This is a genomic window from Clostridium sp. DFI.1.208 (assembly GCF_024463855.1).
GTDB lineage: Bacteria > Bacillota_I > Bacilli_A > Erysipelotrichales > Erysipelotrichaceae > Clostridium_AQ.
Genome location: NZ_JANGCA010000015.1, coordinates 63,401 through 77,070 on the forward strand (window position 1 = coordinate 63,401; position 13,670 = coordinate 77,070).

Here is a 13,670-nt window from a genome sequence, read left to right on the forward strand (position 1 = left end):
TCTTTCTGCGTATTGATCATTAGGCAGAAGGCAGCCGCAGCCTTCTCTGCATAATTATACATAGTTTTATCTTATTTCCGCTTGCAGCTGAAGTAAAAGAAAACAAAGAAATTCCGGCAGTGCTATACTGAACATGAAAGGAGGCATAGCAATGGAAGAATTGGAAATTTCCCTGATGCAGATCATTTCCTATAGCGGGGAGGCAAGATCGCTGTGCTTTGAGGCATTGCAAAGCTATCGTGATGGTGATAAAGAAGCTGGCAGAAAGCAGTACAAGGATGCCGAGGAAAATCTTTATACTGCTAAGCGGGCACACAGCAGGATTCTGAAGCAATCGGCAAATGGGGAATTTGATCAGATCAGTCTGTTAATGGTTCATGCGGAGGATCAGATGATGGCGAGTGAAATCATTTATCAGATGACAAGAGAGTTATTTCACTGTATGAGTGAAACGAAAGGATGATACTTCATGTTAAAGATTATTCTGGTTTGTAACAATGGCATGTCCACAGCGATGATGGCAAAAAAAATGAATGAGAAATCCGATGGTTACTGTTATGTGGAAGCATACGGTGATGGCGATTTCATGAACTACCTGGAGGGGTGTGATCTGATTCTGGTTGGACCGCAAATACGTCATGAAATCCCGCGCATCAAAACGTTTGTGGATGCATCGGTTCCGGTTGTAAGCATGAATCCGTCACATTACGGATTGATGAATGCAAAGGGTGTAATTGATGATGTAAAAAAAATTATGAAAGAGAGAAAATAAAAAATGGAAAGTATGAAGGACAGAATAGAGGCGAAAGTACTTGAATTTTCTGGAAAGCTAAGCACACAAATACATTTGCTGGCACTGCGTAATACGTTTATGACAATCCTGCCAATCATGGTGTTCGGCGGCTTGTCTGCTGTTATTTCCGCAGCACCTGTCACAAAACAGACAACGAACGGTTTTCTGCTCGCATGGGCTGGCTTTGTGGCAGATTACAGCTATGTGTTTTCATGGATTTCAGTTTTAAGTCTTGGTTTTATCACACTGTATGTCGCACTTGGAATTACACATTATCTGTGTAAGAATTATAAAATTGAAGAATTGATTCCAAACTTCATCACTGTATTCGGAGTGTTCATGCTGGCAGTGAGAATAGAAAAATTGCAGTATGGGCTATCTCTTACCGATTTGAATTTTCTGGATGGAAAAGGACTTCTGGTCGGTATCTTTGTTTCTATTGTGACGGTTGAAATTTACAGATTTCTTAAATCAAAAAACTTTGGGCGCATCAAGCTGCCGGACAGTGTTCCTGCATCTCTATCCGAAACCTTTGCATCCTTATCTATCGCAATCCTGATCATGTCATTGTACCTGGTAATGTTTATCATCTTCCATAACATGGATACCACCTTTGCCATGTGGTTAAGCTCTGTGATAGCACCGCAAATCAAAGCGACAGACAGCCTGTGGTTCATTCTCCTCATGACCTTCATTATCAATGCCGCATGGTTCTTTGGTATCCATAATGCAACCTTCTGGGGACTGATGGGGCCGATTATGATGATGAATATATCAGAAAATGCTGCACAGCTTGCGGCAGGAATAGCGCCTACAGCAATATTGACCGAAGCCTTCTGGGTGTATTTCATATGCATAGGAGGAGTTGGCTCTTGTCTCTCGCTTGCAATTATCCTGTGTTTCTCCAAATCGAAGCTCTTAAAAGTCGTTGGTAAGGTAGGAATCATACCGGCATTCTTTGGAATATCTGAGCCAATTACATTTGGTCTTCCGATTATGTTGAATCCTATCTTCTTCATACCATGTTCACTGGTATCTGTTGTTAATGCGGTTCTGGCATTCCTCTGTCTGAATACAGGATTGATTGGAAAGACCTATGCGATGCTTTCTTTCAATATGCCAAGCATCTTCGGCGCCTATTTCTCTACCGGGGATTTCAAGGCTGTCATTCTTGTGGCTGTTCTGATTGTCATAGATATGCTGTTATATTTCCCATTTATGAAAATGTATGAAAAGCAGCAGCTGCTGATTGAACAGCAGGACGAAATGCAGGAGTAAGCATGCTTTCGTTTCAACCAAAGGATACAAAACGGCTTATCGCAGCAGCGTTGGGAAATGGAAAGAATGATCTGGCTATTGAGGGATGCCGCATCTTCAACGTATTTACAAAAGAATTCCTGGAAGCTACTGTTTATATCTGTGACTCGTTCATATCCCATGTGGAATATAACATTAAGAAACCGATACTGCCGGCAAACCAGCGATTACAGCTAAACGGAATCCTGTGTCCGGGCTTCATAGATGCACATACACATATTGAAAGCTCACTTCTGGTACCGGAACATTATGCTGCTATGGTTTTGCCGCACGGGACAACGACGGTACTGGAGGATGCTCATGAAATAGCAAATGTTATGGGCGTGGAAGGAATTCAGTATATGCTTGCTGCTTCACAGGATCTCCCCATGCGTCTGCTGCTGACACTTCCATCCTGTGTACCAAGCCTTCCTGGCTTTGAATCTTCCAATGCTGAGCTGTTCGCAAAGGATTATACAGCACTCTTTCAGCATCCGCGTGTAGCCGGACTGGGTGAGGTTATGGATTATGAGGGAGTTTTGCAGGGAGAACAGCGTATACATGATTTGCTGCGTGCTGCTAAAAAGCATGCAGGCTATCTGCAGGGACATGCACCTCTTATGGAGGGGAACCGTCTCAGTGCGTATGTATGTGCAGGTCCGCAGTCCGATCATGAGGTGAAAACGAAACAGGAGGCTCTTGATAAATACAGAAAGGGTATGTGGATCGATATCAGAGAAGCAAACACACAGGGGCGCATGAAAGAAATTCTGGATGTCTGCAGAGACTTTAACGATTACAGCCGGATATGTTTCTGTACAGATGATCGACGCTGTAATGTCACCGGTAAATACGGACATCTGGATCAAGTGGTAAGAAAAGCCGTATCTCTTGGAATGCCTGTGGAGGAAGCCCTGTTATCAGCGAGCTACCGTGTGGCACAGGAAAGCGGATGTAAGCATCTCGGTGCGATTGCTCCGGGATATGCAGCCGATCTGGTGCTGTTGAATAATGTGGAGGATCTGCAGGTGCATGCAGTATTCTTTGAAGGGAAGCTTGTCAGCAAGAAGGAACAGCTGACATCGCCAATCGTTTTATCCTCTTATACCCGCGAGCTGAACAGCAGAAATACTATCCAAATACAAACCCTGAAGCAGGAGGATTTCCTTATCAAAGCAAAGGGTCCGTATGCACAACTGAATATCCTAAGCTTTGCATCTGAATATATAGCTACATCCCATCTGAAAACACGTATATGTCCGATACAGGATGGAAGAGTTGTGCTTCAAAAGGATAAAAAGCAAATGTATGCTGCAGTATTCAACCGCTATGGCCGCGCGCAAAAGGCGGTTTGTATCGTAGAGAACTTCGGTATTGATCATGGAGCTGTTGCCAGCAGTATATCTCATGACAGTCATAATGTTTGTGTGGTTTATGACACACCGGAAAACGGGTATCTGGTTGTACAGAAGGTTATGAATATGCATGGAGGCTTCTGTGCAGTTTCACAGGGAAATATTCTTGCATCCCTGGCACTTCCTGTTGCCGGACTGATGAGCACTGAGTGTATGGAAACAGTATCACAAAAAGTAGATCAAATGGCGGAGGCCTTTCATAAGCTGGGAAATAGCTATTTGGAAAATCCGGTTTCCAGAATCACAATATTGAACTTGCTTGTATGTCCGTACGTGAAGCTTTCTGACCACGGACTTGTTATGACAGAAGAGAAAAAAATAATACCAGTCGTGAAAAAGGAGGGAATCACCATGGATAAGCGTTATGAAAATGTAGTTTTAGATAAAATTCCGTTTCCGAAGGAGGAGACAGGAGAACCGGTATTGCTTAGTGATGAAACCATGCAGGAAAGACGGGAAAAGATTCTTCACCGTATGCAGGAGAAAAAACTGGACTGTATTGCCGTATATGCAGATGTGGAGCATGGTGGTAATTTTGAATATCTTACCGGCTTTATACCGCGTTTTGAAGAAGCCTTACTGATTCTTCATAAAAATGAAGAGGCATATCTTCTATTGGGAAATGAGGTCCTTTCATTATCCAAGCATGCAAGAATACCTGCAAAGGGTCTGCATATGTCTTATTTCTCATTGCCTGACCAGCCGCTTCAGGAGGAAGAGGATCTAAAAGGTGTATTGGCTAAGGCAGGCGTTAAGAGTGGTATGCATGTCGGTGTGGTTGGATGGAAAGGCTTCTATCGTTTACAGAAGGAGCTGTTTGATATACCCTATTACATTCTTGAAGCATTGAAAGCCTGTGACGTGAAGATAAGCAATGCAACGGATTTATTCATTTCACCGGATAATGGTGCAAGAACGGTCAATAATGCAAATGAAATTGCACATTATGAATATGGGCAGATGCTTGCAGCAAGAGGTCTTCAGCGAGCGATGCTTGCCCTGAAGCCGGGAAAAACAGAAATCGAAATCGGAGGGCTGCTGGAATCCGAAGGTCAGTTACACAATGTTGTGACCATTTGTTCCAGCGGGACGCGCTTTGAAAAAGCCAATCTATATCCTATGAACAAGCCGATACAGACTGGGGAGAGAATATCACTAACGGTGGGGTATAAGGGCGGTCTTGCCAGCAGAGCAGCCTTTGCCGCTTATGAAAGAGAAGACCTTGCTTCCGCAGTAAGAGATTATGAAGAGAAAATTGCAAAACCGTATTATGCAGCTGTTTGCACATGGCTTGAGCATCTCCATATCGGTATGGAGGGGAAAGCGGTATATGCTTTGGTTGATGATATTCTGCCGAAGGATATTTTCCGCTGGAAGTTGAACCCCGGACACCTTACTGCAGATGAGGAATGGCTAAGCAGCCCGATTTACGAAGGCTCCGAGCTGAAGCTGAAAAGCGGTATGCTTCTGCAAATTGATATCATTCCATCTGTAGAAGGATATCCGGGCTGCTGTTGTGAAAACGGCGTCGTTCTTGCGGATGCTGCATTGAAAGAGGAAATCAAAAAGCAGTATCCAAACAGCTGGGAGCGCATGCAGGAAAGAAGAACATATATACAGGATGTTCTCGGTATTCACTTGCATGAGGATATCCTGCCATTATCCAATATGGTTGCCTATTATACACCGTATCTGATGAATCACGATTACGCATTTACCTGGAAACAATAACAAGGAAAGGGAGAGATATCATGGAGATCAGTCTGTCAAAACGACAAATGAAGATGGTTGATATACTACTGAAGGAATCCGAATATTGTACGGCAGCGACGCTTGCCGGACTTTTAAAGGTCAGTGAGAAAACAATACACGGAGAAATAGCAGAAATCAATAGGAAATCAAAAGCCTGCATGATATCGTCTCTAAAAGGAAAAGGGTATGTAGTCCGTGATAAGGATGCCTGGATCAGACAGAAGTATACCGTTGGTGATGAGGGAAGAAGAGATATAAAAATACTGAAGGAAATTCTGTTTAATGAGCATGTGGATTACTATGAGCTTGCGGACAGGTTTTATATCAGCCCCTCTACACTGAATAAGGATATACGGTTATTGAATGAACGGATACAGAAGGAATTTCGGACACTGAGAATCACAAGAAAACAAAATCATCTGTTTCTGAATTGTGATGATATAGAAAAACGAAGGGTTTTGACTTATTTCCTATTGGAGGAAAGTGAGGATCAGCGCTTTGATGTTGGAATCTTGGATCGCTATTTTGAAAATGTGGATGTCTATCGGCTTTCTGAGATACTGATGGAGTTTATCCACCAGCAGCAGCTTGCAGTTTCTGATTTTAATCTGTTTTCCATCCTGCTGCATATGCTGATGTATATCAGTAACACCTCTTATATATGCATGGAAGAGGGGTGTACTCTGATATGTGATGAGGACTGTAAGCCACTACTCGAAGCGATAAGGGAAAGGATGCGTATTCAATTTACTGCAGAGGGGACACAGCAGATTTGTGCACTGTTTCAAAAACGAAATGCAGGACAGGATGATGTGAGAATCATGCAGTTTCTGCATGAAGTATTGAGGGAAATATATGATATTTACAGTATCAATTTTACTGAAAACCAGGATCTTATGGATAATCTGTCCTTGCATCTTCAAAATCTCAGGAACCGCTGTAAGCATGGTATGCTGATAAAAAATCCACTGCTGTCAGAGCTGAAGCAGAGCTTTGTTCTCATATATGATATTGCAGCTTATATAGCGATACGCTTTCAGGAACAAACAGGCTATGTGCTGGATGAAAATGAAATCAGCTTTATCGCCTTGCATATTATGAACGGTATTAAGAGTATAAAGACCTCCATTGTACGAATCGCATTGATCAATCCATATGGAAATTCTGTAACACATATCATACGGCAGAGATTGCAGGCTCTGACAGATGTTGAGATGATCGGCTGCTTCTCCATGTTTGATTTTAAAACGCTTTATGCGGAGAAGCCGGATATTATTCTGACAATGGTCTCAACCAGTGAGCAAATGGGAGTACCTGTCTTTCAGCTTGACAATTATCTTCAGGATGAAGAATATGAGAAAATTGAGCGTATTGTAAAGAGTGTACGCGTTAAAAAGTCTTATGAAAATATCATGATCCATAATTATTTTATGGAGGATCTGTTTCGTATTCCCTCACAGCTTAACACAAAGGATGAGGTGATTACCTATCTTTGCAGCTTACTTGAAGAGCAGGGTTATGTGGATGCCGATTTTCAGGAACAGATTTATGAAAGAGAAGCAATTGCACCAACCTGCTTTGGTGCAAGGTATGCAATTCCACATACAACGAAAAAAACAGCAAAGAAAAACGGCATAGCTGTCGCACTGCTGAAGCAGCCCGTCATATGGGATGGGTTTGAAGTGAATATTGTATTGATGTTCGCTTTGCATAAGAGCTTCGATCAGGTTCCAAAGCTGTATGATTTGATACTGAATGTATTTGATGATCCTGTACGCTTTGCACAGGTATTGGAATGTGACAGCTATGCAGCATTTATGAAAAAAATACATATTACATGAGAGGAGAGATATAATGAAAAAAGATAAACAATTTCCGGAAGGGTTTTTATGGGGTGGCGCAACCAGTGCCTATCAGTTTGAGGGGGCCTGGAACGAGGATGACAAGGGTGTAAACATTGTAGATATTCTTCCACACGGCAGCAGAGAGGCGGTACCAAAGGATCATAAAATTCTGCCGGATGTATTTTATCCTTCCCATGGTGGCATTGATTTCTATCACACCTATAAGGAGGATATCCGATTGTTTAAGGAGATGGGGATGAAGTGTTTCCGCATGTCGATAGCATGGACAAGAATTTATCCTACCGGAGTGGAGAAAGAGCCTAATGAAAAGGGGCTGCAGTTTTATGACAATGTGATTGATGAGCTTTTGAAAAACGGTATTGAGCCACTGATTACCATTTCACATGACGAATTTCCACTGCATCTGGTAGAGGCATATGGCGGATGGAGAAATCGTATCCTGATCGATCTTTATGTAAAGTATGCGAAAACACTGTTTGAACGCTATAAAGGAAAAGTAAAATACTGGATCACATTTAATGAAATCAATTTCTGCAGTGTTATTCCATGGTATGCGGCAGGTCTTGAATTTGAAGAAGGGGATCATAAGGAACAGATAATGTTTCAGGCAGCACATCATCAGATGGTTGCAAGCGCATTAACAGTAAAGCTGGCACGTAGCATCGATCCGGAAATGAAAATCGGTTGTATGATCAATGCGATTCCAAGCTATGCCAATACATGTAAACCCGAGGATGTTATGGAAAGCATTGAAGCGAACCATGAGATTTTCCTTTATACTGATGTATGTGTACGTGGAGCGTATCCGTCCTATGCAAATCGTTTCTTTGAAGAGAAGGGTGTCAAAATCGTTATGGAGGACGGTGATGCTGATATTCTTGCACAGGGATGCGTGGATTTCTGTTCTTTCAGCTACTATTATTCAAGAGTGACTCCGTTAAATCCGGAAAAGGTCAGTGATTTGACAGAGGATGAGCGTATGCTGGGAGTTCTCCGTAATCCTTATCTGAAAGCCAGTGACTGGGGTTGGGTGATTGATCCAGTTGGTTTGCGTATTATTTTGAATCAGCTTTATGAGCGTTACCAGATTCCGTTGATGATTGTGGAAAACGGTCTTGGTGCGCATGATGAGCTGGTGGATGGTAAGGTACATGATGATTACCGTATAGAATATTTCAAAAATCATTTGCTTCAGGTGCGAGAAGCAATCAGAGACGGCGTGGATGTTATGGGATACACATCCTGGGGCTGTATTGATATTACAGCCGCCAGCACCGGGCAGATGAGCAAGCGCTACGGCTTTATTTATGTGGATATCAATGATGATGGAAGCGGCAGCAAAAAACGCTATAAAAAAGATTCCTTTGCATGGTATAAGCGGGTAATGGAATCCAATGGGGAAGAGGGACTGGACGAATCATAAAAGCTTAAGCTAATTAAATAGCTTCAGATAAACAATAGGAAGAAGTTATAGAACATTAAAAAAAGAAGCCATCCATAAGGGTCTTATCTGAAGTATTCAGAAAAGGCAAATGGATGGCGTTTTCTTATGAAGTAAATACAAGTTAATTCTCGATAGTATCTATGTGTGGGTGTATACGTACAAGCACCTTACCCTTGCGGAACCATTCCCGCGTTTGCAGCTCTTCCACAACTTCCTCCAATTTTAATAATTTGCTTATTATTGCATCGCAGTCTATAGCTCCACAAGCCAGCAGATTGACTGCACGCTGTGTCGTATGTGGATTGACAAAGCTTGTTTTAATGGTAAGCTCTTTCTGAAAAGCACTGTACTGATCGAAAGCAGCAGGCTGCTGCGGGTCACCCAGACCAAACAAAACAACCGTTGCACATTTACCGGCATACTGGAACGCATTTTCAATCGTTGCCTTTAATCCCACACATTCCATGACTCTGTTGATATGAAGCTGCTGCCTTTGCAGGATACCCTTTACGTCATCATCTGGCGATAAAAACATGGTAGCGCCCAAGGCTTCTGCCAGTTCTTTTTTTTCGCTCTGCGGCTCGATGACAACGATTTGAGCAGCTCCGGCAAGACGGCAAAGCTGCACCATCATGGAACCGATTGCCCCCATACCGACAATGAGAACATGATCCCCCAGATGTACATCCAGCAAATCCATGCCATGCAGACAGCAGGATAGAGGCTCTGTGAGCGCTGCATGCTTCAGTGACAGAGTATCTGGTATAGGGTAGACATTTTCCTGAGGAGGACATATATACTCCGCAAAGCCCTTTACAACACCGCGGCTGTTTTCACACATATGCGGCATTCCTGCCTGACAGTAGGTACAATGTCCACAGCTCCAGTTCGGATCGACGCACACGCGGTCTCCGATATGAAAGTCACGAACGTCTCTGCCTGTTTCAACAACAATTCCACTTGCTTCATGTCCAAGAACCACAGGTGGTATGACCGGGCGTGATCCACCCAATCCATCGTATTTATGTAGATCGGTACCACATAGACCGCAATAGGATACGGCAACCTTTACCCCCGTATCAGTTAATGGCGGCTCCTGAAAATCGGTGATTCTTACATCATGTCGTCCGAAATAAACAGCTGCTCTCATATCACTGCTCCTTATGATGCGCAAAAATACGTAGAGCTTCCTCCACATTGCTGCGCATAGCTGCTGTAGCTGCATTTGCTAAATCATGAAAGTAGACAGGCTCGCTGGCAACCGCATATTCTCTTGCAGCTTCCCCACCGCTTTTCGCCATGTAGGTATAATAATTTACCTTGCGTACACCATTTTCGATAACGATATCATAATCAGCCTCACTGACACCGCTACCGCCATGCATAACGATTGGTACACCGATGGTCGCATCCAGCTCTTTCACCAGATCATAATCCAGACAGGGCTTTGTCACGTACAGTCCATGCACCGTGCCAAATGCGCATGCCAGACAATCCACACCTGTCTTTTCAACGAAATCCTGTGCAATCAGCGGATCGGTAAACATATTTCTGTCAATCTTACGGTTCTCTGTTATTTTTTGATCATTGAGGGTTACACCGGCCATCTGACCGATTTCTGCCTCTACACTGGCACCATATTCCTTTGCCATACTGACAGCCATTCTCGTATATGCGATATTTTCTCCATAGGGCAGGGAGGAGCCATCGTACATGACAGAGGTGAAGCCCATATCCAAAGCTTTCTTCAGAATATGAAGATCCACGCCATGATCAAGCTGGACGGCCACAGGTATAGTTGCCTGATCTGCCATCATGACCATTATAGGACCGATGAGATCCAGACTCATTATATGCTCCTCCTCATGAACCTGTGCAAATTGAAGGATGACAGGTTCCTTTTTGCTTTCCGCTGCCTGTAATACCGCCTGCAGGGTTTCCAATCCGGTAATATTAAAGGCACCAATTGCCTTATTCTCTGCGTTTGCGACACAGAGCAGTTCTTTTGTTGTAACTAGCATGCTGTTCCTCCTTATGGCTGTTCGCTGAATGTGATAATGTTTCGGAATGTGTTTCCCTGACAGGATGATGCCAATGCGCTGGATATCTCTTCGACAGGGAAGACATTGCTAATAAATGGTTTTACGTCAAGAATACCTTCTGAAATCATGCATGCTGCACGCATAAAATCGCGATCATTGGAATTCGCTGTTCCCAGAATCTGAATGCTTCCCTTATGAATCCAGTGTGCATCCATCTGAACAGGCTTATTCGGATAAATACCGCTGTATATCATCAGCTTTCCCATGTGACCGACGTAACGGCATGCTTCTTCTACAATACCTGCTGCTGGTGTTGTATCAAATACCGCCTGTGCTTTCCTTCCGTGTGTAATCTTCATAATGTTTCGTTCAGCATGTTCCTTATGCGGGTTTATCGTGTAATGTGCCCCCATAGATGCCGCCATTTCTAAACGGTCTTCCTTCATGTCTACGACAATTACAAGGCAGCCCTTTTTTACGCAGAGCTGCGTATGCAGAAGTCCCATGATGCCGGCACCGATAATGACACAGGCATCGCCAAACTGTGGATTTACTGTTTCCACACTATGAATGACACAGGAAACCGGTTCACAGATGCAGGCCTCCTGGGGTGTTACATTGGTATAGGGGAATACACTGTAGGGTACTGCCATCATATACTCACTAAATCCTCCGGTACCAGGATATGGCTGACCGCTGAGCACCTGTGCGGTGTTGAAATTCTGGCAGCTTTGTTCCTCATGATTTTTACAGAAATAACAGGAACGGCAGGGAAGCGTTACGCCTACAACAACTTTTTGTCCCACCTCCCAGTCACCGTGCACATCCTTGCCGATCGCCTCAATTCGTCCTGCTACTTCATGTCCGCCAATCAGCGGATACGCAGCATTGATACTTCCTGTAAACACGCGTTGTTCCCATGTACAAATCCCACATGCTTCGATTTTAACCAGTATTTTATCATCATCCACTTCAGGAATCGGAAACCGCTGAAGCTCAACTGCTCTTCGTCCTGTAAATACTGCGCAGCGCATTTCTTTTTTCATATGCTACCTCCTTTTATACTTTCAGTATAGTGCCTGATGGTCTGAAATTGTTTTCAGATGTAACAGGAATCCCGTATTATCTGAAAAGCTTTTCGGGATGCATGGAAAAGAAAAAAACGCTGCAGCAGATGCAGCGAATCAAAGGGTCAGATATTCCACAATCGTTCGAGTGATGATATACAGGGGTATACGTGAGATTACGGTAATGGTCTTATTACTGGTTATGGTTTCTGCATATCCGATAATGCTTACATCAGAATAACGCTCCAGCGGCGTGCCCTCCTTGCAGCAGCAGGTAACTACCCTTGCTCCTGTTCGCTTTGCCATTCGCGCACTTATAGCAAGCTCTGGTGTCGTATTCATAACAGACAGAATGATAACAAGGTCATTGGAATTCACCAGCTTATCGGTTTTTACCATCCAGGTAACATCCTTAACGACAAGCGCGTTATAGCCGAGCAGCTGTAGCTGCATGCATAGCTCATCAGCAACCAGAGCGGTAAATCCGCGTGCATAAATGAAAATCTTTTCAGCAGTTTTGATATAATCGATAATTTTGAGTATATTCGTTACGCAAATATTATCAATTGTTTTCACACATTCCTTATAGGATTTGTTTAAAACCTTGTTTACCACATAAGAATCATCTGTGTGCTCTGCACGCTTGCTGATCTTATAACGAAGCTCGGATATTCCGCGAAATCCGCATTTCTGAATGGTTCGCGAAACGGTTGCCGGAGAGGTAAACGTTTTCTCAGCAATCGTCGTGATTGACATGAGTGGAATGCTGCTCTCGTTTTCATTCAGATAATTGATTACCTGCTGTTCTGAATCCGAAAGACTATCGTATACTTCTTTGCTTATTTGTATAATCATTCATATCCCTTTCTTTCTTTTTTACCATTATAACAACTACGTTTCAGCCTTTCCAGTTAATTTTAGATAAAACAATGCTGTATCAGCACTGAAAATCTTTACAGACAGCGCAGCCCCTTTATTTATCATGTATTTTATAAACTTGAAAATCAGATTTTCAGAAGCATAGAAAAATCAGTAAAGCTTTCCAATCCAAATCCATTGCCTTGTGGCTGAAGAGAGGATAAAATCGGAATCGTAAACGTGATGTAAACGTTTTCGTTTCTGGCTGTATGTGTCAGAAAAAGAAAGGCAGGTGAATCTACGGTACTGACGGGGGCACATGGGTATCGGATGAGAACGACATCCGTCGATTACGATTATACATTCATTTTGAAAAAGGGAGGCATTACAAATGCTAATTAAAGCGATTTTAGTAGCACTGCTGGCAACCGGCAGTCAGTGGTGGTTTTCACACCTTATCACAAGAACCTGGCTATATCCGATCTGGTCCGGGTTCCTTACCGGGGTAATCATGGGAGAGCCTGTTTTGGGTATGCAGGCAGCTGCATATATTCAGTTGACCTATCTTGGATGGATCACGGCCGGCGGCTCCATGCCGGGAAATCTGATGGTCGCAGGTATTTACGGTACGGCCCTGACCGTTCTGTCCGGTGCGGATCCAAAGCTGGCTGTCAGCTTTGCAGTAACATTATCTCTGCTCGGAATCCTGATCAATCAGGCGTATATGACCTTAAATTCCGTCTGGGTGCATCGTGCAGATAAATATCTGGAGGAGGGAAATCTGAAGGGTGTGCGTCTGATGAACTATGTTCCTTCTGGTATTCTGTCCTTTATATTGTATGGTATTCCGGTGATGCTGATGATTCTGTATGGAGCACAATGGGCACAGGATACTCTAGCTATGATTCCGCAATGGCTTGTTGATGCATTGAATCTTGTCGGTGCAATCATGCCGGCTCTTGGTATTGCGATGCTGTTAAACTACCTTGGAAAGAAAAAGCTGATTGCATTCTTCTTCTTTGGCTTCTTTGCAACGGTTTATCTGAAGCTGGATACGATGTCACTGTTTATTTTCTCTGCCGTAATCGCAGCTGTCATGTACTTCTTTAGCAGAGATCGTGAAGAAGGAGGAGCATAA

The 13,670-nt window shown here is 43.3% G+C and carries 11 protein-coding genes; 7 read left to right on the top strand and 4 right to left on the bottom strand.

All coding sequences use genetic code 11. The features are described from left to right. The first annotated feature begins 151 nt into the window (after positions 1 to 151). The 6 genes from NE665_RS09790 to NE665_RS09815 are packed head-to-tail and all read left to right on the top strand — an operon-like array spanning position 152 to position 8,544. The gene (locus tag NE665_RS09790; RefSeq protein ID WP_002606633.1) at positions 152 to 463 is read left to right on the top strand and encodes a PTS lactose/cellobiose transporter subunit IIA; all 312 of its coding nucleotides are present in this window, start codon (positions 152 to 154) and stop codon (positions 461 to 463) included. A 6-nt stretch (positions 464 to 469) separates the two neighbouring features. Next, complete coding sequence (locus NE665_RS09795; RefSeq protein WP_117443607.1) at positions 470 to 772, top strand: PTS sugar transporter subunit IIB; 303 nt, start codon at positions 470 to 472, stop codon at positions 770 to 772. Between the two features lie 3 nt (positions 773 to 775). Further along, positions 776 to 2,071: a PTS transporter subunit EIIC gene (locus NE665_RS09800; protein ID WP_117443606.1), complete on the top strand. Its 1,296-nt coding sequence runs from the start codon at positions 776 to 778 to the stop codon at positions 2,069 to 2,071. 2 nt (positions 2,072 to 2,073) lie between these two features. After that, positions 2,074 to 5,235 (top strand): adenine deaminase C-terminal domain-containing protein, encoded by a 3,162-nt coding sequence (locus tag NE665_RS09805; RefSeq protein ID WP_117443605.1) that lies wholly within the window; start codon positions 2,074 to 2,076, stop codon positions 5,233 to 5,235. A 20-nt stretch (positions 5,236 to 5,255) separates the two neighbouring features. Further along, positions 5,256 to 7,097 carry a PTS sugar transporter subunit IIA gene (locus tag NE665_RS09810; RefSeq protein WP_117443604.1) on the top strand — a complete coding sequence of 614 codons (1,842 nt, stop codon included), beginning with the start codon at positions 5,256 to 5,258 and terminating at the stop codon, positions 7,095 to 7,097. 13 nt (positions 7,098 to 7,110) lie between these two features. Beyond that, entirely contained in the window at positions 7,111 to 8,544 is a 1,434-nt protein-coding gene (locus tag NE665_RS09815; RefSeq protein ID WP_117443603.1) for a glycoside hydrolase family 1 protein, read from the top strand. A gap of 142 nt (positions 8,545 to 8,686) precedes the next feature. On the opposite strand, the gene NE665_RS09820 is transcribed toward NE665_RS09815, so the two are convergent. The 4 genes from NE665_RS09820 to NE665_RS09835 form a co-directional block, all read right to left on the bottom strand. Continuing rightward, complete coding sequence (locus tag NE665_RS09820; protein WP_117443602.1) at positions 8,687 to 9,715, bottom strand: zinc-dependent alcohol dehydrogenase family protein; 1,029 nt, start codon at positions 9,713 to 9,715, stop codon at positions 8,687 to 8,689. A gap of 1 nt (position 9,716) precedes the next feature. Further along, positions 9,717 to 10,586, bottom strand: a complete 870-nt coding sequence (locus tag NE665_RS09825; protein ID WP_117443601.1) for a class II fructose-bisphosphate aldolase — start codon at positions 10,584 to 10,586, stop codon at positions 9,717 to 9,719. 11 nt (positions 10,587 to 10,597) lie between these two features. Further along, complete coding sequence (locus NE665_RS09830) at positions 10,598 to 11,653, bottom strand: alcohol dehydrogenase catalytic domain-containing protein (protein WP_118654629.1); 1,056 nt, start codon at positions 11,651 to 11,653, stop codon at positions 10,598 to 10,600. A gap of 138 nt (positions 11,654 to 11,791) precedes the next feature. Next, positions 11,792 to 12,529: a MurR/RpiR family transcriptional regulator gene (locus NE665_RS09835; RefSeq protein ID WP_009270043.1), complete on the bottom strand. Its 738-nt coding sequence runs from the start codon at positions 12,527 to 12,529 to the stop codon at positions 11,792 to 11,794. A gap of 394 nt (positions 12,530 to 12,923) precedes the next feature. Here NE665_RS09835 and NE665_RS09840 point away from each other — a divergent pair, with 394 nt between their 5' ends. Beyond that, on the top strand, positions 12,924 to 13,670 hold the full coding sequence (locus tag NE665_RS09840) for a PTS sugar transporter subunit IIC (RefSeq protein ID WP_118654627.1): 747 nt from the start codon (positions 12,924 to 12,926) through the stop codon (positions 13,668 to 13,670).